General features: G+C 63.8%; 23 protein-coding genes. 16 read left to right on the forward strand and 7 right to left on the reverse strand.

Going from position 1 to position 24,955, the window contains the following annotated elements; translation table 11 throughout:
- Both AC07SI_RS09640 and AC07SI_RS09645 read left to right on the forward strand, forming a co-directional pair.
- Complete coding sequence (locus AC07SI_RS09640; protein WP_495005615.1) at nucleotides 1–819, forward strand: sugar phosphate isomerase/epimerase family protein; 819 nt, start codon at nucleotides 1–3, stop codon at nucleotides 817–819.
- Nucleotides 820–868: 49 nt separating this feature from the next.
- Nucleotides 869–1,831 carry a Dyp-type peroxidase gene (locus AC07SI_RS09645; RefSeq protein WP_495005616.1) on the forward strand — a complete coding sequence of 321 codons (963 nt, stop codon included), beginning with the start codon at nucleotides 869–871 and terminating at the stop codon, nucleotides 1,829–1,831.
- Between the two features lie 64 nt (nucleotides 1,832–1,895).
- On the opposite strand, the gene AC07SI_RS09650 is transcribed toward AC07SI_RS09645, so the two are convergent.
- On the reverse strand, nucleotides 1,896–2,768 hold the full coding sequence (locus AC07SI_RS09650) for an undecaprenyl-diphosphate phosphatase (protein ID WP_120448203.1): 873 nt from the start codon (nucleotides 2,766–2,768) through the stop codon (nucleotides 1,896–1,898).
- Nucleotides 2,769–2,948: 180 nt separating this feature from the next.
- Here AC07SI_RS09650 and AC07SI_RS09655 point away from each other — a divergent pair, with 180 nt between their 5' ends.
- The 7 genes from AC07SI_RS09655 to AC07SI_RS09685 all read left to right on the forward strand — a co-directional run bounded on the left by AC07SI_RS09655 (nucleotide 2,949) and on the right by AC07SI_RS09685 (nucleotide 10,457).
- Nucleotides 2,949–3,455, forward strand: a complete 507-nt coding sequence (locus AC07SI_RS09655; RefSeq protein WP_065906117.1) for a GNAT family N-acetyltransferase — start codon at nucleotides 2,949–2,951, stop codon at nucleotides 3,453–3,455.
- 80 nt (nucleotides 3,456–3,535) lie between these two features.
- The gene (locus tag AC07SI_RS09660) at nucleotides 3,536–3,802 is read left to right on the forward strand and encodes a hypothetical protein (protein WP_495005617.1); all 267 of its coding nucleotides are present in this window, start codon (nucleotides 3,536–3,538) and stop codon (nucleotides 3,800–3,802) included.
- A 266-nt stretch (nucleotides 3,803–4,068) separates the two neighbouring features.
- Nucleotides 4,069–5,625, forward strand: a complete 1,557-nt coding sequence (locus AC07SI_RS09665) for an ABC transporter substrate-binding protein (RefSeq protein ID WP_495005618.1) — start codon at nucleotides 4,069–4,071, stop codon at nucleotides 5,623–5,625.
- 12 nt (nucleotides 5,626–5,637) lie between these two features.
- Nucleotides 5,638–6,579, forward strand: coding sequence for an ABC transporter permease (locus AC07SI_RS09670; RefSeq protein ID WP_065905853.1), 942 nt, complete (start codon nucleotides 5,638–5,640; stop codon nucleotides 6,577–6,579).
- Nucleotides 6,576–7,430, forward strand: coding sequence for an ABC transporter permease (locus AC07SI_RS09675; protein WP_495005619.1), 855 nt, complete (start codon nucleotides 6,576–6,578; stop codon nucleotides 7,428–7,430). Before AC07SI_RS09670 ends, AC07SI_RS09675 begins: the two co-directional genes overlap by 4 nt.
- A 2-nt stretch (nucleotides 7,431–7,432) precedes the next feature.
- Complete coding sequence (locus AC07SI_RS09680; protein ID WP_495005620.1) at nucleotides 7,433–9,061, forward strand: ABC transporter ATP-binding protein; 1,629 nt, start codon at nucleotides 7,433–7,435, stop codon at nucleotides 9,059–9,061.
- A gap of 157 nt (nucleotides 9,062–9,218) precedes the next feature.
- The gene (locus tag AC07SI_RS09685; RefSeq protein WP_371920704.1) at nucleotides 9,219–10,457 is read left to right on the forward strand and encodes an OprD family porin; all 1,239 of its coding nucleotides are present in this window, start codon (nucleotides 9,219–9,221) and stop codon (nucleotides 10,455–10,457) included.
- 146 nt (nucleotides 10,458–10,603) lie between these two features.
- Here AC07SI_RS09685 and AC07SI_RS09690 read toward each other — a convergent pair whose 3' ends face one another.
- The gene (locus tag AC07SI_RS09690) at nucleotides 10,604–11,482 is read right to left on the reverse strand and encodes a GntR family transcriptional regulator (protein WP_065905861.1); all 879 of its coding nucleotides are present in this window, start codon (nucleotides 11,480–11,482) and stop codon (nucleotides 10,604–10,606) included.
- Between the two features lie 140 nt (nucleotides 11,483–11,622).
- Here AC07SI_RS09690 and AC07SI_RS09695 point away from each other — a divergent pair, with 140 nt between their 5' ends.
- The 3 genes from AC07SI_RS09695 to AC07SI_RS09705 are packed head-to-tail and all read left to right on the forward strand — an operon-like array spanning nucleotide 11,623 to nucleotide 15,853.
- Entirely contained in the window at nucleotides 11,623–13,128 is a 1,506-nt protein-coding gene (locus AC07SI_RS09695; protein WP_495005621.1) for a serine hydrolase domain-containing protein, read from the forward strand.
- A gap of 11 nt (nucleotides 13,129–13,139) precedes the next feature.
- The gene (gene aptA, locus AC07SI_RS09700; RefSeq protein WP_495005622.1) at nucleotides 13,140–14,435 is read left to right on the forward strand and encodes an omega-aminotransferase AptA; all 1,296 of its coding nucleotides are present in this window, start codon (nucleotides 13,140–13,142) and stop codon (nucleotides 14,433–14,435) included.
- A complete protein-coding gene (locus tag AC07SI_RS09705; RefSeq protein ID WP_495005623.1) occupies nucleotides 14,432–15,853 on the forward strand; it encodes an aldehyde dehydrogenase family protein in 1,422 nt (473 codons plus the stop codon). Before aptA ends, AC07SI_RS09705 begins: the two co-directional genes overlap by 4 nt.
- Here AC07SI_RS09705 and AC07SI_RS09710 read toward each other — a convergent pair.
- Complete coding sequence (locus tag AC07SI_RS09710) at nucleotides 15,840–16,778, reverse strand: GlxA family transcriptional regulator (RefSeq protein ID WP_495005624.1); 939 nt, start codon at nucleotides 16,776–16,778, stop codon at nucleotides 15,840–15,842. The two genes, AC07SI_RS09705 and AC07SI_RS09710, sit on opposite strands and share 14 nt — an antisense overlap.
- A 172-nt stretch (nucleotides 16,779–16,950) precedes the next feature.
- Here AC07SI_RS09710 and AC07SI_RS09715 point away from each other — a divergent pair, with 172 nt between their 5' ends.
- The 3 genes from AC07SI_RS09715 to AC07SI_RS09725 all read left to right on the forward strand — a co-directional run bounded on the left by AC07SI_RS09715 (nucleotide 16,951) and on the right by AC07SI_RS09725 (nucleotide 19,459).
- Entirely contained in the window at nucleotides 16,951–17,580 is a 630-nt protein-coding gene (locus AC07SI_RS09715; RefSeq protein ID WP_495005625.1) for a TetR/AcrR family transcriptional regulator, read from the forward strand.
- Nucleotides 17,577–18,254, forward strand: coding sequence for a type 1 glutamine amidotransferase domain-containing protein (locus AC07SI_RS09720; protein WP_065905875.1), 678 nt, complete (start codon nucleotides 17,577–17,579; stop codon nucleotides 18,252–18,254). Before AC07SI_RS09715 ends, AC07SI_RS09720 begins: the two co-directional genes overlap by 4 nt.
- Before the next feature lie 80 nt (nucleotides 18,255–18,334).
- A complete protein-coding gene (locus AC07SI_RS09725) occupies nucleotides 18,335–19,459 on the forward strand; it encodes an alkene reductase (RefSeq protein WP_495005626.1) in 1,125 nt (374 codons plus the stop codon).
- Nucleotides 19,460–19,493: 34 nt separating this feature from the next.
- Here AC07SI_RS09725 and AC07SI_RS09730 read toward each other — a convergent pair whose 3' ends face one another.
- Nucleotides 19,494–20,492, reverse strand: a complete 999-nt coding sequence (locus AC07SI_RS09730) for an NAD(P)H-quinone oxidoreductase (RefSeq protein WP_495005627.1) — start codon at nucleotides 20,490–20,492, stop codon at nucleotides 19,494–19,496.
- 146 nt (nucleotides 20,493–20,638) lie between these two features.
- On the reverse strand, nucleotides 20,639–21,457 hold the full coding sequence (locus AC07SI_RS09735) for an alpha/beta fold hydrolase (RefSeq protein WP_201144038.1): 819 nt from the start codon (nucleotides 21,455–21,457) through the stop codon (nucleotides 20,639–20,641).
- A 149-nt stretch (nucleotides 21,458–21,606) separates the two neighbouring features.
- Between AC07SI_RS09735 and AC07SI_RS09740 the strand changes: the two genes are divergently transcribed.
- Nucleotides 21,607–22,674: an NAD(P)-dependent alcohol dehydrogenase gene (locus tag AC07SI_RS09740; RefSeq protein ID WP_065905886.1), complete on the forward strand. Its 1,068-nt coding sequence runs from the start codon at nucleotides 21,607–21,609 to the stop codon at nucleotides 22,672–22,674.
- A 47-nt stretch (nucleotides 22,675–22,721) separates the two neighbouring features.
- On the opposite strand, the gene mntP is transcribed toward AC07SI_RS09740, so the two are convergent.
- Both mntP and AC07SI_RS09750 read right to left on the reverse strand, forming a co-directional pair.
- Nucleotides 22,722–23,285, reverse strand: coding sequence for a manganese efflux pump MntP (mntP, locus tag AC07SI_RS09745; protein ID WP_120448210.1), 564 nt, complete (start codon nucleotides 23,283–23,285; stop codon nucleotides 22,722–22,724).
- A 223-nt stretch (nucleotides 23,286–23,508) separates the two neighbouring features.
- A complete protein-coding gene (locus AC07SI_RS09750) occupies nucleotides 23,509–24,885 on the reverse strand; it encodes an aminotransferase-like domain-containing protein (protein WP_065905889.1) in 1,377 nt (458 codons plus the stop codon).
- Between the last annotated feature and the right edge of the window lie 70 nt (nucleotides 24,886–24,955).

The raw sequence follows: 24,955 nt of genomic DNA on the forward strand, positions 1-24,955 counted from the left end.
ATGCGCCAATTTCTGGTATTTCAATCGCTGTGGGCCATGCAAACCGAGCCCGGTCCCCTGGAAGCACAGCTGGAGCGTATCGCCGCCGCAGGCTTCGATGGCGTCACCGACCACTACTGGAAAGCTGCGGATGTCGCGCGCCTGCACGCCGCCGCCAGCGCCCGCGGCTTGCAGATCGAAGGTCAGTTGTTCCCGCAAACGGTGGATGATCTGGCGGCGGCGCTGGATGTCATCAGCCGTCATGGCTGCCATCACCTGACCCTGCAAGCCGATGTGCGGCCGCGCAGCCAGGCCGAGGCCGCCAGGCTGGTCGAAGGCTGGCAGCGCCTCGCCGAGCAGGTGGACTTTCCGGTGCTGCTGGAAACCCACCGTTATCGCCTCACCAATGACCTGTTGTTCACCCTCGACCTGCTGGCGCAGATGCCCGACCTGAAGCTGCTGGCAGACCTGTCGCACTACGTGGTCGGCTGCGAGTTGCCCGAGCCGGGGGCCGTCGAGGATGATCAACAGATACGCACGATCCTGCGTCATAGCTGGGGCTTTCATGGCCGCGTGGCGAGCAGCGAGCAGGTGCAGGTGTCGCTCGAATTTCCCCAGCATCAAGCGTGGGTCGAGCGGTTTACCGGCTGGTGGCGCTACGGGATCAAGGACTGGCTGGCGCGTCCCGACACCCCGCAGAGCCTGTCTTTCACCTGCGAACTCGGCCCGCCGCCCTATGCGATCACCGGCGCCGACGGTCGCGAGATCAGTGATCGCTGGGCCGAAGCGCTCAAGCTCAAGGCGTTGATTCGCGATGTGTGGCAGGAGTGTCAGAAATGATCTGCTAATCTGCGCGGGTTCACTCTCGCCCTTAGCCTGGATTTGCCCCATGCCGACTTCCTCCGTTCAGCCGCCTCTTGAGCCGCAGTCCGTCTGCCACCCGATCACCAGCAGCGCGATCTTCATGGTCGCCACCGTCACTCCCGGCCGTGAAGACCACGTGCGCGCCTGGTGCGCGGACATCGCCGGGCTGGTGCGTTCGGTGGGCAAGCGTGTGCCGGCGGGCAACTTGACCTGTGTCTGCGGGTTTGGCGCGGATGCCTGGGATCGATTGTTCGGCGCACCACGCCCGGCGGCGCTGCACCCGTTCCGGGAGTTCGGTGTGGAAGGGCGCCTGGCGGTGTCGACGCCCGGCGATATCCTGCTGCATATCCGCGCCGAGCAGATGGACCTGTGCTTTGAACTCGCCACCCACGTGATGGCTGCGCTGGGCGACAGTGTCAAGGTGGTGGATGAAGTCCAGGGGTTTCGCTACTTCGACATGCGCAGCATCATCGGATTTGTCGACGGCACGGAAAACCCGGTAGGCCGCAAGGCCGTGGGGTTCACCATCGTCGGCGCCGAAGACCCGGAATTCGAGGGCGGCAGCTATGTGCTGGTGCAGAAGTACCTGCACAACATGACAGCCTGGAACGGCCTGACAGTCGAAGCCCAGGAGAAGGTGATCGGGCGCACCAAACTCTCGGATATCGAGTTGGATGAGGAGACCAAGCCGAGTAACTCCCACAGCGCATTGACGGTCATCACCGACAAGAACGGCGAGGAAGTGAAAATCCTGCGCGACAACATGCCCTTCGGCCGCCCGGGTGCCGGTGAGTTCGGCACTTACTTCATTGGCTACGCACGCTCGCCGGAGCCTCTGGAGTTGATGCTGGAGAACATGTTCGTCGGCCGCCCGGTGGGCAACTATGACCGTTTGCTGGACTTCAGCACGGCGGTCACCGGCGGCCTGTTCTTCGTGCCCTCGGCCGACCTGCTGGAAGAGCTGGCCGACCGAACGATCGGGCAATAGCACGACCCAGGAAGTACGCATCCCAACTGTAGGCGCCGGCAAGCCGGCTACTACAGAAGCGGTTTTAGCTCAGCAAGCCGGTACTGACTGCGACGATCAGGAACACCCCGAGCAACGCGCGGTAAATCACAAACGGCCAGGTGGAGAACCGTTCCAAAAACTTCATCAGGCCCCAGATCGCAAAGAATGCCGAGACGCTGGCCACCACCAGGCCAAAGAGCAGGTGCGGCCAGGCGTGTACGGGCATGTCGGCGTGCAGCAGCACCCACAGCTCTTTCAAGCCGGCAAGGGCGATGGCGGGCAGGCCGAGCAGGAACGAAAAGCGCGCGGCTTCCTCGCGTTTGAAGTTGAGGAACAACGCGGCCGTCAGCGTCGAACCGGAGCGCGACACGCCGGGGATCAGCGCGCCGATCTGCGCAATGCCGACGATCAGTGCATCGCGCAGGCGCATCTGGCTCATGTCGCGGGTATGCCGGGCACGCACTTCGGCCACCGCCAGCAGCACGGCCATCACCACGCAGGAAATGCCAATCACCATCAGCCCGCGCAACGGCGAGTTGCAGGCGTTCAACGTCGAGGACAGGGCCAGGCCGGCAATGCCGATCGGAATGGTCGCCAGCACAATCGCCACCGCCAGCTTGAACCACTGATTGTCGTAGTCGCCCTGGCGCACCGCACCGATGCTGCCGGTGACCACCTGGCGCACATCACGCCAGAAGTAACTGACCACCGCCGCCAGCGCCGCCAGCTGCATCGCCGCCGAAAACGCCGAGCCGGGGTCCTGCCAGCCGAGCAGGGCGGGCACCACCCGCATGTGGGCGGTGGACGACACCGGCAGCAGCTCGGTAATGCCCTGGATTACGCCCAGGATAAATATCTGCAGGTAATCCAGGGAGGCAAAGCCTACATCCAGGCCGGCGGAACAGACGTTTGTCAAAATGCATGTCCTTGGAGAAAAAGGGGAGGGCTGGCGGAGTTTATTCCAAATGTTTCAAAGTTTTAGGCCGCGCCAGACAAATCCGCATTCGGTTCAGCAAGCAGAAAGGTTAGACAATGTATTGGCCTGGCGAGAGGATTTGTGAACAATGGCGCCCTGCGTTTTTTCACCGAGACCCCCATGCCTGAAACCACCGTTGAACTGATCCAGACCGGGCCGGAAGACGCCGAGCTGATCCGCAATCTCTACCAGTACTACGCCTACGAGTCGTCGGACTGGGAGCAGGAAGACGTCGAGGCCGATGGCCGCTTCTACATCCACGACGAACACCTGACCCGTTACTGGCAGGATCCGCAGTGGAGCGCCAACCTGCTGCTGGTCGATGGCTATATCGCCGGCTTCCTGCTGATCGAAGGCAGTGAATTGCCGGGCCTCGACGCCCTGGAACTGGCCGACCTGTTTATCCTCAAGCGCTATCGCCGCAAAGGCATTGGCCGCGCCATCGCCACGCAAGTGTTGTGCAGTGGTCACGCCAATTGGCTGGTGCGCTTCTATGACCAGGACGAAGTGTCCCAGGCGTTCTGGCGCACGGTGCTGGATAACCTGCCACGCCCGGTGCAGACCCTTGAGCTGGACGATGACCCGCAACTGGTGAGCTACCTGATTACCCGCGCGGCGCTGCACTGAACACAGGGTTGAACTCAAGGCGGCCAAGCCGTTCCTAGCCTCGTCGGCCACCCTGGCCCTGAATTTCACAAGGATGCGAAATGCCTATGTCTGCTTCGATCAAGTACCTGGCGGCGGCTGCCGCACTGCTGATGCTCGGCGGTTGCGTGACCCTCTCGGGTGACTATAACGTCACGGCCGTCGACGTCTCCGGTGCGCCGATCCCGATGGTCATCACCGGCCACGGCAGTGCTATCTATTCGTCGCGCAACATGTTCTGCCAGAACTTCCCGAAAGCCACGGTGACCATCCGTGACCTCAACACCGGCGAAGAGCTCAAGAGCGAAAGTCCTTACCACTGCCGCTAGGGCAGGCGCGGGTTTGCCCCAAAAGAGGCTTCGGCCTCTTTTTTGTTGCCTGGAGAAAAACACCGCTTAGCCGACAATGTTTTTATATGCATAAAAAAACATTTACAAGCCGGGCTTGTACTGTGAATATGTCCCGGCGAATTTAAAAAAACAAAAAACATCCGCGGCACTGACCTCAGGCCAGGCCATAACAACAACGACCTAACACAGGCTTGAAGCCGGCTTCTGCCCCAGGCCGGTCTCTTCAGCGAAGGAGAACATCTCCCGTGAATCGCTTACTCAATGGCACGCTGTGCGTCACCCTCGCACTCAGCGCCGGCCTTGCGCAGGCCCAGACCACCTTGCGCGTCGGCTTGAATGCCGACATCCGCAGCACCGAGCCGGGCGTCAACCGTGACGAAAACACCGACACGGTGATGCTGCACATCGTCGAAGGCCTGGTGGCCCACCGTGAAGACGCCTCCGTCGGCCCGTTGCTGGCTCGTGAGGTGCAACGCTCCGCTGACGGCATGACCTACACCTTCAAGCTGCGCGACGGCGTGCACTTCCAGAATGGCGCGACCTTGACCGCCGCCGACGTGAAGTGGACCTGGGAGCGCTACCTCGACCCGAAAACCCAGTGGCGCTGCCTGGCCGAATTCGATGGCCGTGGCGGGGCGAAAATCACCGGCATCGATGCGCCGGACCCGCTGACCGTGGTGTTCCACCTCGACCAGCCCAGCGGCCTGTTCCTGGCTTCCATGGCGCGCCCCGATTGCGGCGGCAGCGGCATCCTGCACCGCGATTCGCTGGCGGCGGACGGCAGCTGGAAGGCGCCGATCGGCACCGGCCCGTTCAGCCTCGATGAATGGAAACCCGGCCAATACGTGGTGCTCTCGCGCTTCAAGGACTACAGTCCGCGCGACGAGGCCGGGCCGGATGGCTTTACCGGCAAGAAGACCGCATTGGTCGACGCCGTACGTTTCATGGTGATCCCCGACCCGTCATCGGCCAAGGCCGCGTTGATGTCCAACAACATCGACCTGCTGCCCAATGTCAGCGCCAGCGATGCCCAGGAGTTGAAAACCACGCCGGGCGTGCAGATCTCGTTCAGCCCGATCATGGCGATCTGTGGCTTGCTGTTCCAGACCAACGACCCACTGCTCAAGGATGTGCGCATCCGCCAGGCCATCGCCCATTCCCTGGACTACGGGCAAATGGTCAACGCCCTGTCCAACGGCACCTCGGAGCCGAACAACTCGGCCATCCCCCAGACCAGCCCGTTCTACAGTGCCACCGCCAGGCAGGGTTATCGCTATGACCCGCAGGAAGCCCAGCGCCTGCTCAGCGAGGCCGGCTACCACGGCCAGCCGATCAAGATGATCGTCAACAAACGCTATTCGCAGATGTTCGACATGGGCCTGCTCAGCCAGGCGATGGCGGTGGCCAGCGGCCTGAATATCCAGATGGAAACCCTGGAGTGGGGTACGCAGCTGGAGCGCTACCAGAGCGGCAACTACCAGATGATGGCGTTCTCTTATTCGTCGCGCCTCGACCCGGCCACCAGCTTCGATTCACTGATGGGCGACAAGAGCAAGGAGCCGCGCAAGGTCTGGGACAACCCCCAGGCGCAGGCGGTGCTGCGCGAAGCGGTGCGCGAGAGTGACACGGCCAGGCGCCAGGCGCTGTTCGACCAGTTGCACACGATGATGATCCACGACACGCCGATGGTGATCATCTACAACGGCACGGTCGCCGCAGCGCTGCGGGACAGCGTCAAGGGCTTCCATTCGTGGCCGGTGTCGTCGCCACGGTTGTGGGGCGTCAGCCTCGCTGCCCATTAACGAGGCCTGAGCATGTTGCGTTTTATCCTGCAAAAACTCGGGATGGCGATCCCGACGCTGTTGCTGATTTCGGTGATGGTCTTCGCCTTGATTCGCCTGATCCCGGGCGACCCGGCGCTGCTGATGCTCGGCGATATGGCCGACCCCCAGAGCCTGGCCGAGATGCGCCACACCCTGGGCCTGGATCACTCGTTGGTGACGCAGTTCCTGATCTGGTTCAAGGCGGTGTTGAGCTTTGACCTGGGCTTTTCCATCAGCACCAAGCAGGCGGTGTTGCCGCTGATCCTGGACCGCTTCAGCGTCAGCGCGACCATCGTGCTGGTGGCGGTGTTGTTCGCCACGCTGATCGCGGTGCCCATCGGCCTGATAGCCGCCTGGAAACAGAACACTGCACTCGACCTCGGCCTGGTGTCGGTGGCGACCTTGCTGCTGTCGATCCCCAGCTTCTGGCTCGGCCTGCTGCTGCTGCATGCCTTTGGCATCCAGCTCGGCTGGCTGCCGGTGGTGGGCTATGTCAGTTTCGCCCAGGCGCCGTGGCAGGCGATCAGCTACATGGTGCTGCCGGTGGTGACCCTGACGCTGGTGGAAGTCGGCGCGATCACCCGCATGGCGCGGGCCAGCACCATTGAAGTGCTGCGCCTGGAGTACATCGCCCATGCCCGCGCCAAGGGCTTGTCGGAGCGCGCGGTGCTGTGGAAACACGCATTGCCCAACGCCTTCGCCCCGACCTGGACCCTGGTGGGGCTGATCCTCGGCAACCTGCTGGGCGGCATCGCGGTGCTGGAAACGGTGTTCACCCTGCCAGGCATAGGCCGCTTGATGGTGGATGCGATTTTCGCCCGCGACTACCCGGTGCTGCAGGGCTGCCTGTTGCTGATCACCTTTATCTACGTGCTGGTCAACCTGTGTGTGGATCTGCTCTATCCGCTGTTCGATCCAAGGGTGAAGTTATGAGTTCGAGTATTGCCGTGCCCGTGCAGGCCAGGCGTCGACGCGTGTGGGCGCCGGCCAATGCCCTGATCGGCGGCGGGCTGCTGGTGGGGTTGATTGCGCTGGCATTGATGGGCCTGGTGTGGTCACCGTTCGATCCGCTGAAAATCGACCTGATGTCGCGCTTCCAGGCGCCCTCGGCCACGCACTGGCTGGGCACCGACGAGTTCGGTCGCGACGTGTTCAGCCGCCTGTTGATCGGCGCGCGCACCAGCCTGTGGGTGAGCCTGCTGACGGTCAGCGTGGCCGTGCTGGCCGGCACCCTGATCGGCATGCTCGCCGGTTACCTGCGCGGCTGGACCGACCGCGTGCTGATGATGTTCAACGATGCCTTGCTGGCGTTTCCGGGCATTCTCATGGCCCTGGGCATCATGGCGATCATCGGTGCGAGCAAATACGGGATCGTGCTCGCCTTGGGCATCGCCTACACGCCATCGGTGGTGCGCGTGGTGCGCGGCACCGTGCTGTCCCTGCGCGAGCTGGAGTACATCGAAGCTTCGCGGGTGATCGGCAACTCCGAGCTGTACACCATGCTGCGGCACATTGCGCCGAACTGCCTGGCGCCGTTGTGTGTACTGGCCACCAGCATGTTCGGCTGGGCGCTGCTGTCGGAAAGCGCCTTGAGCTTCCTCGGCCTGGGCGTGCCGCCACCGGCAGCGACCTGGGGCAACATGCTCGCGAGCAGCCGGCCGTATATCGCCTCGGCGCCGTGGCTGGGTGTGTTCCCCGGGCTGTTTATCTGCCTGACGCTGCTGGCGATCAACCTGTTTGGCGATGCCCTGCGCGATCGTCTCGACCCCCGGATGAGGAAGTGAAGATGCCCGCCAATCCTGTTTTGCTGAACGTCGAACACTTGCAGATCCGCGTGGGCGAACACGGCCCGCTGGCAGTCGACGACCTGAGTTTCAGCATCGCGCCCGGTGAAATCGTTGCGCTGGTGGGCGAGTCCGGCAGCGGCAAGACCATGGCCGCGCGCGCCGCCATCGGCCTGCTGCCGTTGCCCATGCAAGTCTGCGGCGGGCGCCTGGATTTCCAGGGCCGTGACCTGGCCAGCGTCAGCCCCGAGGAGCTGCGCGCGATTCGGGGCGCGAGCATCGGCATGGTGTTCCAGGAGCCGATGGTGTCGCTCAATCCGGCGCTGAAGATCGGCCAGCAGATGAGCGAAGCGCTGAGGCTGCACACCGACCTCGACCCGCCGCAGATCCGCGAGCGTTGCCTGACTATGCTGCGGCGCATCGGCATCAAGGCCGCCGAGCGCTGCCTGGAATCCTATCCGCACCAGTTTTCCGGCGGCATGCGCCAACGCATCATGCTGGCCTCGGTGATGCTGCTGCGTCCGGCGCTGTTGATTGCCGACGAGCCCACCACCGCACTGGACTGCCTGGCGCAGCTGGACGTGATCGAGCTGATGCTGGAACTGACCCGCGAGCAGGGCACGGCCATTCTGTTTATCAGCCATGACCTGTCCCTGGTCGCCCGTTATGCGCACAAGGTGGTGGTGATGCGTCGCGGCCAGGCGGTGGAGCAGGGCACGATTGAAGATATCCTGCTGGCGCCCAAGGCCGAGTACACCCGCCAGTTGCTGGAGGCATTGCCACGGCGCGGCGTGCTGGCGCCATTGCCGGCCAGCAACGGGCCGTTGGTGGAAGTGGACCAGGTGTGCATCGAGCACCCGGGGCCGACCTCGTTCTGGGGCAAGCGCCAGCACACCCGTGTGGTGCACTCCGCGAGCCTGGTGATTGCCCCCGGCGAAACCCTGGCGCTGGTGGGCGGCAGCGGCTCGGGCAAGACCACCCTCGGGCGCTCGCTGGTAGGCCTGATCAAACCTTGCGCCGGTGCGATCCGCTTCAAGGGCGTGGACATCCTCAAGGCCGCCAACCGCACGCACCGCCTGCAATGCCAGATGATCTTCCAGGACCCGTATTCGTCCCTGAACCCACGGATGAAAATCGGCGACATCCTCGCCGAACCGCTGCGTCACGAACCCGGCCTCAACGCCGCCCAGCGACGTGAGCGGGTGACGCAGACCCTCCAGGACATCGGCCTGGGCGAGCAGTTTGTCGAGCGTTTCCCCCATCAGCTCTCCGGCGGCCAGCGCCAGCGCGTCGCCATCGGCCGCGCGCTGGTGCGCCACCCGCAACTGGTGATCGCCGACGAGCCGATTTCGGCGCTGGACATGACTATCCAGAAGCAGATTCTCGAGCTGTTCGAACGCCTGCAGGCGCAGTACGGCTTTGCCTGCCTGTTCATTTCCCATGACCTCGCGGCGGTGGAGCGTATCGCCCATCGGGTGGCGGTGATGCACCAGGGCACTGTGGTGGAAGTGGGGGCGCGCGAACAGATTTTCGACCATCCGCAGCACCCGTACACCCGGCAATTGCTGGCCGCCGCCAGCCCGCTGGAGAAACTGCCGGACGGCGGCTACCGAATACGACCGGCGATTTAACCCCCTGATTTCACCCAGCGTGCAGGCCTTCAAAACCTGCGCGATGGGGAATGTCGTGCCCAGAAAAACAATAAGACCTACTCACCGATAACGACTGCCAGGAGCCAAGAACATGCATAACAACAACCTCAACCTGATCCTGAAGGGCGTCGGCCTCATGAGCGGGGGCCTGCTGTGCGTCCCGGCCCAGGCGGACTTCATCAAGGACAGCAAGGCTGATCTGGAACTGAAGAACTACTACTTCAACCGTGATTATCGCGAGGACGCCGGGCAATCCAAGCGCGAGGAATGGGCCCAGGGTTTTATCCTCAACCTGAAGTCGGGCTTCACCGAAGGCACCGTGGGCTTTGGGGTGGACGTGGTCGGCATGCTCGGCCTGAAACTCGATTCCAGCCCGGACCGCTCGGGCTCCGGCCTGTTGTCGCGGGACAACGACGCGACGCCGGGCAAACCGAGTTATGCCAAGCGTGCCCACGATGAATATTCCAAGTATGGCGTGACCGGCAAGGTGCGCTTTGCCCAGAGCGAACTGCGCAGCGGCTACCTGCTGCCGGACCTGCCGACCTTGCAACCGAACACCAGCCGGCTGTTCCCGCAGACTTTTCGTGGCACCCAGGTGACCTCGACGGACATCGCCGGGCTGGCGTTGATCGGTGGGCAGATTGACCAGACCAAACAGCGCGAGTCCACCGACTACGAAGACATGGCGCTGACCAGCCAGAGCGGCGCCTACAAAAGTTCCGGCAAGAGTGACCGCTTCCGCTTTGCCGGCGGCGACTACAAGCTTACGCCGGGCATGACCCTCAGCTATCACTTTGCGCAGCTGGAGGACATCTACCAGCAGCATTTCGTCGGGGTGAAAAACAGTTTCGCCCTGGGCGGCGGCACCCTCAAGACCGACATCCGCTACTTCGATGCGGACAAGTCGGGTGCGGGCCTTGCAGGCAAGGTCGACAACCGCGCGCTGAGTACGCGGGCGATGTTCAGCTACAAGGGCCACAGCGTTGGCGGGGGGTATCAGGAGCAGTATGGCGAGACGCCGTTTACCTATGTGGACGGGACGAACACCTACCTGTTTTCCGAGTACCAGTTGAGCAACTTCTCGCAGACCAACGAGCGTGTCTGGCATGCGCGGTATGACTTTGACTTTGCCGCGTTGGGCGTGCCGGGGCTGACGTTTTCGACGCGTTGGGCCAAGGGCGACCAGGCCGAGGTGAAGGGGTTTGTGGGGGAGGGGCGTGAGTGGGAGCGCGATATTGACCTGGGCTATGTGTTTCAGTCCGGGGCGCTCAAAGGGGTGTCGTTGCGCTGGCGCAATGGGTTGAGCAAGGCTAACTATCTCCGGGATATGAACGAGAACCGGGTGATTGTTGGCTATACCGTGGCGCTCTGGTGATGCGAGTGGGGGCGACTCGGCCTGAATGTGGGAGCCGGCTTGCCTGCGATGGCGGTAAGTCGGCGTACCGCTCCATTCCTGCGCCTGGGTTTGCGGTCTGGGACCGTGCGCCTAGGCGAAACAGGGATGCCCACCGGGGCAACCCGTCATCCCTTGTTGCGCGCCACCCGCAACTTGCTGGCCACATCCAGGTGTCGATGCAGCAGCGTCGACGCCCACTCGTTATCGCCTTGCTCCAGCGCATCGAGGATTGCCAGGTGTTCCTGGCACGAGACTTTCACGCGTTCCACGTTGTTCACCGTGTGGAACTCGGTCAGCCGCCGCAAGCGGTTCTGTTGCTGGATCGCCTGCAGGATGTAGCCGTTGCCGGAGGCGGCTGCGAGCAGTTCGTGGAATTCGGCGTTGCATTCGATAAAGCGCTGCCCGTCGACCTTGCCTTCGAGCAGTTCCATCTGGCGCTCGCGGCAGCGGCGGAAGTGTTCCGGGTGGATCTTGAAGGTCGGTTCCAGCAGCCCGGCCGGCTCCAGCAGCATGCGGAAGCGGTAGCTCTCGAAGCGCGTCTGCGGGCTGTTCAGCGTCGGCAGGAATTGCCAGCCATGCCCGTGCTTGCGCTGCATCACGCCTTCATCCGAGAGCCGCAGCAGGCAGCGGCGCAACACACTTTTGCCAACGCCGTAGCGGCGCAGCAAATCACTTTCGGAAATCTGGTCGGGCAGCACCTGGTTCAGCCGGTCGTCGATCAGCCGCGTGTACAGCTGGTCCTCTTCGTTGTGCAACTCACTGAATTGCTGCGCCAGGCCATCGGTTGCCTGCAGCGGGACGCGATAGCCCTGCTGCGGCAACGGCTCGATGGCCTGCTGTTCGGCCAGGTAGGAAAGCGCACTGCGGATCGGCGAGCGCGATACGCCCAGGCGCTGCGCCAGTTCCACTTCCTTGAGGTGCATACCGGGTTGCAGGTCGCCGCTGGCGATGGCGGCAAGGATCTGCCCGGCGACTTTGGTCTGCAGCGAAGTGAGTGGGGCCATGGTGCGAAGTCTTTCCTGTGACAGGGGAGGCAAGGATACCCGGAAAAGCTGAATTATAGGCGGCTCAAATACATCAGCGCCGCGTCGATCAAATCTTTATCTGCATTATTTGAAATATAAAAACATCCAGAGGACCCATCATGACTTACATCCCGCTGCCCCGGGCCTTGCCCACCGAACGCGGCGTCGACCCGGCCGGCATTCTCGATTTTCTCCGGGCCGTGGCCGAGGCCGGCCTGGAGCTGCACAGTTTCATGCTGTATCGCCAGGGCGCAGTGGTGGCCGAGGCCTTCTGGCGACCTTATTCGGCGCATCGCCCCCACGTGCAGCATTCGGCAACCAAGAGCTGGACCGCCACCGCCGTCGGCCTGTTGATCGATGACGGGCGCCTGAGCCTCGACGCCAAGGTCGTGAGCTTCTTCCCCGAGCTGTGCCCGCAACCTGTCAGTGCGAACCTTGCGGCGATGACGGTCGAGGATCTGCTGACCATGCGCACCGGCCACACCCGCGGTATTTCCGGCGGTGACTGGCGCAACCTGCAAAGCAGTTGGGTCGAGGCGTTTCTGAAGGAGCCGGTGGACGAGCCGCCGGGCCAGTCGTTCATCTACAGCAGTGCCTCGAGTTTCATGCTCTCGGCCATCGTCACCCAGGTCACCGGGCAGACCCTGCACGCGTTGTTGCAGGCGCGCGTCCTCGATCACCTGGGCCTCGACCGGCTGGAGTGGGACCTGGCGCCAGGCGGGTTCAACGCCGGTGGCAACGGCTTGAGCTGCACCAGCGAAGACTCGCTGAAGTTCGGCGTGCTGCACCTCAACCGTGGCCAATGGCAGGGCCGCCAGTTGCTCTCGCCACAGTGGGTCGACGACGCCACGCGCAACCAGGTGCAGGATGTGTGGATGGGCGAATTCGACGGCAAGCAGTACCTGCCGCGCGACAAGAACAAGGCCAACGAAGCCCAGCGCGAAGGCTATGGCTACCAGTGGTGGATGACCGAGCACGGTGGCTACTACGCCTCTGGCGTGTTCGGCCAGCAGTGCATCGTGCTGCCGGCACAGGACACGGTCATCGTGTTCACCTGCGGCCTGCGCCTGGGTGAAAAGCGCTTGCACCAGGCGCTGTGGCAACACCTGTTCCCGGCGCTGGGCCGCGCGAGTGCGGATGCCCAGGGCTGCCAGGCGCAATTGGACGCGCTGATTGACGAGCTGCACCTGCCGACGTTGCAAGGCCTGAAAAGCTCGCCCGCCAGTACCACCCTGCAAGGCCGTTTCAGCATCGAGCCCAATGAAGACGGCGTGCAGGAACTGGCCTTTGATTTCCATCCCGATCACTGCGACTTCACCCTCGTCGACCACCGTGGCACCCATCACCTGCGCGCGGGTTTCCAGCAGCCGCTGGAGTCGATCACCAGCCTCACCGGCAATTACCTGCACCACCAATACCAGCCGGAGCAGACCCCGGTGGTCGCCCAGGCTTGCTGGACTGCCGAGGGCGAGTTGCGCATGGACTGGCGCTTTGTCGAAACCGCCTTCGGCGACCACGTCAGTTGCCGCTTGCATCACGGCCGCCTGCACTTCGCGCGCGGCGTCAATACCAATGCCGGCGCCTTGCAGCGCCCGACCCTGATCGGCACGCGCATCGCGTCTTAAGGAGTACACCCATGACCTCTTCCTTGTGGGCGCCATTTACCGCCATGCGCCCGTTCAACCGCGCGCCGATGCTGTTTGATCGCGCCGCCGGCATGCATTACACCACCACTGATGGGCGCCAGGTGCTCGACGCCATGGCCGGGCTCTGGTGCGTCAACGCCGGTCACGGCCAGGCGCGGATTGTCGAGGCGATTCGCGAAGCGGCGGGGCGCCTGGACTTTGTGTCCTCGTTCAAGATGAGCCATCCAGCCGCACTGACCCTGGCCGATCGGCTGGTGGCCAGCGCCCCGGACGGCCTGGATAAAGTGTTCTTTACCAACTCCGGCTCGGAAGCGGTGGACACCGCGCTGAAGATCGCCCGTGCTTACCATCAGGCCCGTGGCGATTGCCGCCGCACCAAACTGATCGGCCGCGCCAAGGGATACCACGGCATGGGCTTTGGCGGGCTGTCGGTGTCGGGCATTGGCCGGCAGAAACGCGACTTCGGGCCGCTGCTCGGCGACGTCGCGCACCTGCCGCTGCCCTATGATGCCGGCTCGCGTTTCAGCCTCGGCCAACCGGCGCAAGGCGTGCAGTATGCGGACGCCTTGCTGCACCTGCTGGAGATTCACGACCCGGCCACGGTGGCGGCGGTGATCGTCGAGCCGGTGACCGGTTCCGGCGGGGTGTATGCGCCGCCACTCGGCTACCTGCAGCGCCTGCGCGAGCTGTGTGATCGGCATGGCGTGCTGCTGATTTTCGACGAGGTGATCACCGGTTTCGGCCGTGTCGGCCACAGCTTCGCTGCCCAGGCGTTTGGCGTGACCCCGGACCTGATGACCCTGGCCAAGGGCCTCACCAACGGTGCGGTGCCGATGGGCGGCGTGCTGGTCAGTGGCGCCGTGTATGAGGCCTTCATGCAAGGCCCGGAACAGGCGATTGAATTGATGCACGGCTACACCTATTCCGCCCATCCGCTGGCGTGCGCCGCAGGTCTCGCGACCCTTGAAGTGCATCAAGAGTTGGGCATCAACGCCCATGTGCAGCAGATCGCCCCGCTGTGGCAAACCACTGCGCTGGCCCTGCGCGAACAGCCGCTGGTGCTTGATGTGCGTGCGATTGGCCTGCTGTGCGCCGTCGAACTCAAGCCCCGCGACGGGGCGCCGGGGGCACGCGCGGCCGAGGTGGCCCAGCGCTGTTTCGATGCAGGCGTGCTGGTGCGCGCGTCCGGAGAAAATATCGTCTTGTCGCCGCCGCTGATCCTCGACCATGAACAACTTGCGCTGATCTTCCACACCCTGGCGCAGGCCCTTGAGGCGACGCGATGAACCACCGGGATTTCTATATCGACGGGCAGTGGGTCAAGCCCTTGGGCACCGAGACCCTGGCAGTGATCGACCCGTCCACCGAGTGCGCGGTCGCGACCATCAGCCTGGGCACGCTTGGCGACCTCGACCGGGCAGTGGCTGCCGCCCGGCGCGCCTTCGATCACTACAGCCAGTGGACGCGGGAGCAGCGCCTGGCGTTGCTGGCGGCGATCATCGAGGGCTATCGCGAACACAGCGAGGCCCTGGCGCAGTGCGTGCACCAGGAGATGGGCGCGCCCATGTCACTGGCGCGCAGTGCCCACGTGCCGGCCGGGCTGGGCCACTTGCAGCGGGCCTATGCGGTGCTCGAAGACTACGCGTTCGACCGCACCCACGGCAGCACGCTGATCAGTCGCGAGCCGATCGGCGTGTGCGGCCTGATCACGCCCTGGAACTGGCCGCTCAACCAGCTCACCTGCAAGCTCGCCCCGGCCTTGGCGGCGGGCTGCACGATGGTGCTCAAACCCAGTGAAAAGGCGCCGCTGTCGGCCATGCTGCTGGCCGATATCCTGCACCGCGCCGGGGTGCCCAAGGGCGTGTTCAACCTGGTCAACGGTGACGGGCCGACGGTCGGCGACGGCATGGCGCGGCATGCCGGTATCGACATGCTGTCCTTCACCGGCTCCACCGGCGCGGGCATCGCGGTGGCCAAGGCGGCGGCGGACACGGTCAAGCGCGTGTCGCAGGAACTGGGCGGCAAGTCGGCCAACCTGATCCTGGCCGATGCCGACCTGGAGGCGGCAGTGCGCCATGGTGTCAGCAGCTGTTTTCGCAACAGCGGGCAGTCGTGCAATGCGCCGACGCGAATGTTGGTGCCACGGGCGTTGCAGGCGAGGGCGGTGGCGATTGCACAGGCAGTCGCCGGGCAGATCTGCTTCGACGACAGCCACCCGGCCACGGCCATGGGACCCTTGGCCAATCAGGCGCAGTTCGAGCGGGTGCAGGCGTTGCTCGCGGCCGTCGACAGCCCGCCCGTCTGCGGCGGCGTGGGCCGCCCGCACGGGGTGAAGACGGGTTTCTACGCCAGGCCCACGATCTTCGCCGATGTCGATCCAGACACACCGATTGCCCGCGAGGAAGTGTTCGGCCCGGTGCTGGTGATCATCCCCTACGACAGTGAAGAACAGGCGATTGCCATCGCCAACGACAGCCCTTACGGGCTCTCGGGCTATGTCACCGCCGGCAGCCTGGAGCGTGCACGTGCCGTGGCCCGGCGCCTGCGCACCGGCATGGTCCATCTCAACGGCAGCAAGGCCGACAACGGCGCACCGTTCGGCGGCTACAAGCAGTCGGGCAATGGCCGCGAATGGGGCGTGTTCGGGCTGGAGGACTATCTGGAAGTGAAGTCGCTGTTCGGCTACCAGCCTAGCCCGGATTGAACAACGCCTGTTGCATCGCCTGCGGCGGCTGGCCGAAGGCGCGCAGGAAGGCCTGGCGCATGCGCTCGCGGTCGCCGAAGCCGGTTTCGCGGGCGACGACTTCCACCGGGTGGCGGCTGGTCTCCATCATTGCCCGCGCGGCTTCCACGCGCAGCGACTCGATGGCCTTGGCCGGCGTCTGCCCGGTTTCCTCGCGAAACACGCGGCTGAACTGGCGCGGGCTGAGCCGGGCGACCTCGGCCAGGGCTTCCACCGACAGGTCGTGGGTGAGGTTTTCGCGGGCGTAGGCCAGGGCCAGTTGCACACGGTCGGACTTGGGGTCCAGTTCCAGCAAGGCCGACAGCTGCGACTGCTCGCTGCCCCGGCGCTGGGCAATCACCAGCTTGCGTGCGATGCGCCGCGCAAGATCGCTGCCCAGGTCGTTCTCGACCATCGCCAGCGCGAGGTCGACCCCGGCACTCATGCCGGCGCCGGTCCAGATCTGGCCGTCGACCACGAACAGCTTGTCTTCTTCCAGGTGGATAGCCGGGTGACGCTTGCGAAAGGCCGGTGCGTGAATCCAGTGGGTGGTGGTGCGCTTGCCCTCCAGCAGGCCGGCTTCGGCCAGTACAAAGATGCCCATGCACAACGAGGCGATTCGCCGTGATTGCGCAGAGGCGGCCTTGACCAGTTCCAGCAGGCTCAGCTCCGGCAGGCGAAACTCCATGTAGCCGCTGACAATCAGCGTGTCATAGCCTTCGGCGCGCACTTGGGTGGTGTTCACCGAGAAGCCCTGGGACGCCATCACCGCACCGCCATTCTCCGACACCAGGTGAAACTCATAAGCCGGTTCGCCGCGCAGCAGGTTCGCGCACTCGAACACCGACCCGACGCTGAGACTCAGGCATTCGAAGTTCGGGTAAACCATCAGCGCAACGCTGTGCATCGCATCTCTCCAGGAGCGTGGGAGAGGCGATTGTCGGCGGCTGCCGGGAAAACGGCAACCGCCTTTGCGGCGTGTCCGGAATCCTTGCGGATATGACATTGTGAGCGCCTGGCCCCATCCCTAACATTCACCCAACGACGAGACGACTGGTCTAATCGGACGGGATGAAGACATGAGCAACGAAACCAGAAGTGCACGGCAGATCATTCTTGACAGTGCACGGCCGATTGTCGGCGCCAAGGGATTTTCTGCGGTCGGCCTGAACGAAATACTGCAAGCCGCCGAAGTGCCTAAAGGCTCGTTCTATCACTACTTCACGTCCAAGGACGCGTTTGGCGTGGTCCTGCTCGACACCTACTTCGACCAGTACGTGCAGGGCATGGAACAGCTGTTCAACCAGTCGGGTTTGTCCCAGCACGCCAAATTGATGCGCTACTGGCAGTGCTGGATCGACAACCAGACGGGCTGCACCGATGCCGGCAAATGCCTTGCCGTCAAACTCGGTGCGGAGGTGTCAGACCTATCAGAGCCCATGCGCCTGGCATTGCAGCGGGGCACCTCACGCACCATCGATTTACTCGCCGTGGCCATGCAGCGCGGCGTGCAGGACGGCTCGCTGTTGCTCGAACACAGCCCGCAGGTCCTGGCCCGGCAGCTGTACGCGTTATGGCTGGGCGCCAGCGTCATGAGCAAGATCACCCACACACCCGCGCCTTTTGACGAAGCGTTGTTGCTGACCCGACAGCTGTTGGGTCGCCCTGAAAACCCTGACATTCACATCGATCGAGGCACTGGAAAATGAAAGTATTAATGGTACTGACCTCTCACGACCAGCTTGGCGACACCGGCCGCAAGACCGGCTTCTGGCTCGAAGAATTTGCTGCACCGTATTACGTGTTCAAGGACGCCGGTGCCGAACTGGTGCTGGCTTCCCCGGCCGGCGGCCAGCCGCCGCTCGACCCGGTGAGTGATCAGCCGGATGCGCAAACCGAGCAGACCCGCCGCTTCGCCGCCGACCCGGCGGCACAGCAGGCGCTGGCTACTACCGTCAAGCTGGACACGGTCAACGCGGACGACTTCGACACGGTGTTCTACCCAGGTGGGCACGGCCCGCTGTGGGACCTGGCGGAATCGCCGACCTCCATCGCGCTGATCGAGGCGTTCGAACGTGCCGGCAAGCCCATCGGCTTTGTCTGCCATGCACCGGGGGCCTTGCGTCACGTCAAGGCGGTGAATGGCGAGCCGCTGGTCAAGGGCCGTCGCGTCACCGGCTTCTCCAACTCGGAAGAAGCGGCAGTGGGCCTCACCGACGTGGTGCCGTTCCTGATCGAAGATGATTTCAAGAAACTCGGCGGCCACTATGAGAAGGGCGCTGATTGGGCTTCTTTTGTCCTCGAAGATGGTTTGTTGATCACCGGGCAGAACCCTGCCAGTTCCAGCGATGTGGCCAAGGCCCTGCTGAAACTCACCGCCTGAGCTAACTAACTGCAGTCACTCCTTGGCGACGCGCAAGCGTCGCCAACGCTTTTGTTCGTCCTGAATTTGGAAAATTTCACATGACCCAGCCTGTTTTAAGTACGCCGGTCACCCTCGGCCACCACACATTGAACAACCGGGTGGTACTGCCGCCCCTGACCCGCCAGCGCAGTGCGCAACCTGGCGATATCGCCACCACGCTGATGGCCGAGTACTACCGCCAGCGTGCCGGTGCCGGTTTCATGGTCAGCGAGGGCACGCAGATCGAGCCCCGTGGCCAGGGCTACGCGTGGACGCCAGGGATTTATTCGGCGGCGCAGATTGATGGCTGGCGCACGGTCACCGATGCCGTGCATGCCGACGGCGGGGTGATCTTTGCCCAGCTGTGGCACGTCGGCCGTGTGTCGCACAACGCGTTGCAGCCTGAGGGCGCGGCACCGGTCGCACCCTCGGCGATTGCCGCGCTGCAGGCCAAGGCCTTTATCGAAACCGGGCCTGGCGTCGGCGAGCTGAAGCAACCGCCGGTGCCGCGCGCCTTGACCACGCTTGAGGTCAAGGCATTGGTCGCGCAGTACGCCCAGGCTGCCCGCAATGCGCTGGACGCCGGCTTTGACGGGGTGGAAATCCACTCGGCGAACGGTTACCTGGTCAACCAGTTCATCTCGGCGCATGCCAACCAGCGTGATGACGAATACGGTGGCTCGCTGGATAACCGCCTGCGGTTCCTGCGCGAGATTGTTGAAGCGGTGTGCCAGGTGGTTGGCCCGGAACGCCTGGGCGTGCGGTTTTCACCGTTGTTCAGCGGCACTGACCAGGACCGCGTGTACATCGGCCTGGTCGAGGAAGACCCACATCACACCTATATCGAGGCGATCAAGGTGCTGGAGGCGTCGGGTATTGCTTACCTGTCCATCGCCGAAGCCGACTGGGACAACGCGCCCGACCTGCCCGACAGCTTCCGCCAGGCCGTGCGCGAGACGTTCAGCGGGCGGATCATCTACGCCGGGCGCTACACCGCCGAACGCGGCGCGCGCCTGGTCGAGACGGGGCTGGCGGACCTGATCGCATTCGGGCGGCCGTTCATTGCCAACCCGGACCTGCCGCAGCGGATCTTCAAGGGCTGGCCGTTGAATCCGCTGCGCGAAGAGGGGATGTACGGTGGGGGAGAAGCAGGTTATATCGACTACCCCACCTACCTCGGGTAATCACGCCGCCAATCCGGGAGGGGTTGCCCGCTGATTACTCCACCCGCAACACGATCTTGCCGATGTGGTCCCCACCTTCCATGCGCGCATGGGCCTGGGCCGCGTCGGTGTATTCGTAGACTTTGTCGATGATCGGCAGGCAGCGCCCGGCGGCCAGTACCGGCCACACGTGCTCGCGCAGCTGCGCGGCAATCGCGGCCTTTTCGTCCTTGGTTCGCGAGCGCAGCAGCGAGCCGGTGATGATCGCGCGCTTGGCCATGATGGTCAGCAGGTCGACGTCATTGCCCTTGCCGCCACCGAGGAAGCCCAGCATCACCAGGCGACCCTCCATGGCCAGGGCCTTGAGGTTATTGCTCAGGTACGAGCCGCCCATGATATCCAGCACCACGTTGACGCCCTTGTCGGCGGTTTTTTCGGCGATGACCTGGGCAAAATCCTGCTCGCGGTAATTGATCGGCTCGCCGCCCAGCTTGGCAATGGCGGCGCACTTGTCGGCACTGCCGGCCGTGGCAAACGCCTGGAGGCCAAACTCGCGGCAGAGCATCAGCGCGGTGGTGCCGATGCCGCTGGTGCCACCGTGGATCAGCGCACGCTGGCCTTCGTGGGCGCCGCCCAGGCCGAACAGGTTGGCCCACACGGTGAAGAACGTTTCCGGTACGGCGGCGGCTTGAATCCAGTCCATGCCTTGCGGAATCGGCAGCGCCTGGGTGGCCGGCACGCTGCAAAACTGTGCATAGCCGCCGCCATTGGTCAGGGCGCAGACCTTGTCGCCCACGGCGTATTCGCTGACACCGTCACCCAGCGCCACCACTTCACCGGCGATTTCCAGGCCGGGGATCGGGCTCATGTCGGGTTTCATCGGGTACTTTCCGGCGCGTTGCAACGCATCCGGGCGATTGACGCCGGCGGCATGCACGCGGACCAGGATCTCGCCGGGGCCTGCCACCGGCACATCGGCGCGGCGCGGTTGCAGCACTTCAGGGCCGCCGGGGGCGGTGATTTCGATCAGGGTCATTTCTTTGGGAAGTGTCATTTGAGCCTACCTGCAGCGATGAACGTATGGGTTGGGACCGTGGCGAGGGGGCGGCGGTTCAGCACGATCGTGCCCGGCGACCGCGCGAGATTCGAGCGCGTAAAAAAAAGGCCGGGCAAGCCCGGCCGATAAAGGCAGACATTAACTCAGCGTTTCAGGAACGCCAACAGGTCTTCGTTCAACTGCTGGGCGTGGGTCACCGCGAACCCGTGGGGCGCGTCCTTGTACACCTTCAGTTCGGCGCCCTTGATCAACTCCGCCGCCACTTTGCCGGTGGTCTCGAACGGCACGATCTGGTCGCCATCGCCATGGATCACCAGGGTGGGTACGTCGATCTTGGCCATGTCCGGGCGGAAGTCGGTTTCGGCGAACGCGGTGACGCAATCCACCGTGGCCTTGAGCGAGGCCAGCAGGGCGATTTGCAGGGTCTGGGTCTGCACGCCTTGGGAGACGACCTGGCCCTTGTTGATGCCATAGAACGGTGCGTTGAAATCGCTGATGAACTGCGCGCGATCCTTCAGCAGCTCGGTCTTGAACCCTGCGAACACATCGAGCGGGACACCCTGCGGATAGTCGGGCTTCTGGCCGAACAACGGGGTGACGGCGCCCAGCAGCACCAGGCCGGCCACCCGTGCGCTGCCGTGGCGGGCGATGTAGCGGGCCACATCGCCGCCGCCCATGGAGAAGCCCACCAGGGTCACGTCCTCGAGGTCCAGGTGTTCGATCAACTGGGCGATGTCGTCGGCGAAGGTGTCGTAGTCGTTGCCGGTCCAGGGTTGGTCCGAGCGGCCAAAGCCACGGCGGTCAAAGGCGATGGTGCGATAACCGCGGCTGCTGAGGTACTCCATCTGGTATTCCCACATGTCGGCGTCCAGTGGCCAGCCGTGGCTGAACAACACCGGTTTACCGCTGCCCCAGTCCTTGAAATAGATCTGGGTACCGTCTTTTGCAACAAATGTGCTCATGCAAAAACTCCTGGTTGAGGGGGCTGAAAGACTCTAGCGCACTATTGCGTGAAACCGGACGAAGGGCTTGTACCGGTGTGCTCGGTTGAACGGTTCAGCGTCTATGCTGGTCCACTGACCTCTACCGTCAGATCACACAGGTGAACGAAATGGCCAAGACTTACAGCTACGCCGCCCAGAACGCCAAGGATGCCCTCAAGCCCTTCACCTTCGAGCGCCGCGCGCCGGGGGCCGAGGACGTCCAGATCGACATTCTGTATTGCGGCGTCTGCCACTCCGACCTGCACACCGCACGCAATGAGTGGAACAACACCCTGTATCCCTCGGTGCCCGGCCACGAAATCGTCGGCCGTGTGACAGCGGTGGGCGCCAATGTGAAAAAATTCAAGGTCGGCGACCTCGCCGGCGTCGGCTGCATGGTCGACAGCTGCCAGCACTGTGCGTCCTGCGCCGAGGGCGAGGAGCAATACTGCGAAAACGGGTTTACCGGCACCTACAACGGCCCGGTGTTCGGCGGTGAAAACACCTTTGGCGGTTATTCGGACAGCATCGTGGTCAAGGAGAAGTTCGTGCTGCGCATCTCCCACGATGATTCGAACCTGGCAGCGGTGGCGCCGCTGCTGTGCGCGGGCATCACCACCTACTCGCCGCTGCACCACTGGAAGGTCGGCCCCGGCAAGAAAGTCGGCGTGGTCGGCCTGGGTGGCCTGGGGCATATGGCGGTGAAGATCGCCCATGCGATGGGCGCACACGTCACGCTGTTCACCACCTCACCCAACAAGCGCGAAGACGGCCTGCGCCTGGGGGCCGACCAGGTAGTAGTGTCGAAGAACGCGGATGAAATGGCCAAGGTCGCCAACAGCCTGGACTTCATCCTCAACACCGTCGCTGCACCGCATAACCTGGATGTGTTTCTCAACCTGCTCAAGCGTGACGGCACCATGACCCTGGTCGGCGCGCCCGACAGTCCGCACCCGTCGCCGGCGGTATTCGGCCTGATCTTCAAGCGCCGCAGCCTGGCTGGCTCGTTGATCGGCGGGATTCAGGAGACCCAGGACATGCTCGACTTCTGCGCCAAGCACGGGATTGTCTCGGACATCGAGATGATCGATATCCAGGGGATCAACGAGGCGTATGAGCGGATGCTCAAGGGCGATGTGAAGTATCGATTCGTGATCGATATGGACAGCCTGAAGAAAGCAAGCCACGCGGCCTGAGGCCCGTCCCTGCAGGCGCCGGCAAGCCGGCTCCTGCAGTTTTGTATTTAGGCTGAGAGGTGTTCGTACAGGATTGTCGCACCCACCAGCATCAGCACCACGCCGCCGACGATCTCGGCACGTTTGCCCACCACGGTGCCCAGCACCCGGCCCAGCATCATGCCGATGGTCACCATGGTCATGGTCGCGAGGCCGATCGCGGCGGAGGCCACCAGGATATTCACGTCGACAAACGCCAGGCCCACGCCCACCGCCAGCGCGTCGATGCTGGTCGCAAATGCCGTGACCGCCAGGATCATGAACGAATGCTGGGTCGGTTTTTCGGCCTCGTCATCGTCGGCCTTGAGCCCGTTGTAGATCATGTGCAGGCCCAGCACCGCGAGCAGGGTGAAGGCGATCCAGTGGTCCCAGTTCTCCACCCAACGCGTCGCAGCATGGCCGATGGCCCAGCCGATCATCGGGGTGATGGCTTCGATCACGCCGAAGATCAGGCCGGCGCGCAGGGCTTGGGTCAGGCGTGGCTTGTGCAGGCTGGAGCCTTTGCCGATGGCCGCCGCGAAGGCGTCCGTGGACATGGCAAGGGCGAGAAGAATCAGGGAAATGGGGTTCACGGTCAGGCTTCCAGTCGGGCTATATGAGACAACGACACACCCACACGCCCGACTTTAGGCATGGATGTGTCGCTGGTCTCACCAACCGAAAAGACGGTGTTCGCACCACGGCAGGTTGCCGAATATGTTGATACGAACGCTTCCGACAGGATCAGAAGCAGGTTACTCCCCAACGAGGTGGGCGATCTTAGGCGAGCGTAGATGAAAAATTTGTCAAAAGGCCTTATTGCAGTTCGCGGATGATCCGGCAGAACACCGGGTCATCCAGGTAAGCCACGTTCAGGCGTGTCCACGGCACTGTGTTCTTCGGTTGCGTGGAAAAGATCGCCCCCGGCGCGAGCATCACGCCCTGGGCCAGGCACAGGCGGGTGAGGGCGTTGGCATCCTCGACAGTCGGGAAGCGGGCCCACAGGTACAGGCTCTGCTCGGGCCGGCAGAACACCTCGGCGCCGAGTTCGTCGAGCAGCGCCAGGCCTCGGGCGGTGGCGTGGCGCAGGCGATCCTGCAGGCGCGAAAGGTGGCGCAGGAAGTGCCCTTCGCCGAGGATCACGTCGATGGTGCGCTCGCTGTACTCGGCGCCGCTGTTGTGCAGGATCATCTTGATGTCCGCCAGTTCCTCGACGCGCTGCTTGCTACCAGCGATAAAACCCACGCGCAGGGCTGCCGACACCGATTTGGAAAAGCTGCCGACGTACAAGGTGCGGTTGAGTTGGTCGAGGGCCGACAGCTTGATCGCCGAACTGGGCTTGAAGTCAGCCATCGCATCGTTTTCCACCAGCAGCAGGTCGTAGGTCTCGGCGATGCGCAGCAACTGGTGCGCCTTGGCCGGGGACAGGTCCGAGCCGGTGGGGTTGTGGCCGATCGACTGCAGGAAAAACAGGCGCGGGCGATGGGCCTTGATCAACTGCTCCAGCGCCTGCAGGTTCGGCCCGTCGGGTTCGCGCGGCACGCCGAACATGCGCGCGCCCTGCAACTGCAGTTTGCCGAACAGCGGGTAGTAGCCGGGATCTTCGACCAGCACCGGGTCGCCGGGGTTGAGGTAGCGCCGGATGATCAAGTCCATCGCATGGTTGGCACCCAAGGTGGTCACCAGTTGGCGCGGCGACACCGGCAGCGCGTAGTCCGCCAGCTTTTGCACCAGGCGTGCGCGCAGCCCGGCGTTGCCCAGGCGTGTGCCGTAGCGAAACAGCGTGGTCACCCCGGCGCGCACCACCTGGCGGTGGAACTTGTCCAGGCGCATGTCCATCAGCCATTCCACCGGCGGGAAGCCTTCGCCCAGGTGCGAGTGGCCCGGGTCGCGCACAAATTGCTGGCGCATCATCCAGATGGTGTCGAGGGCGCGGTTGTAGGGTTGGCTCTCTTCGTCTTCGCTGGTGTGGGCCACGCGCTTGATCACGAAAAAGCCCTGGCCATGGCGCGCCTCCACCAGCCCGTCGGCGGCCAGGTGCTCGTAGGCGGTGATCACGGTGTTCTTGGAATGCCCATGCAGGCGCATGTATTCGCGCAGCGATGGCAGCTTCTCGCCGGCCTTGAGGGCGCCGTCGGTGATTTGCTGGGCGATGGCGCTGGCCACCTGTTGCGCGAGGGTCGGGCGCGACATGCTGCAATTCCTTGTGGGTTCTTGTTATGGGTACAGTGGCTGAACTGTCCGGCAAAACTGTACCTTCTTT

This window comes from Pseudomonas sp. GW821-FHT05D12 (genome assembly GCF_059419825.1).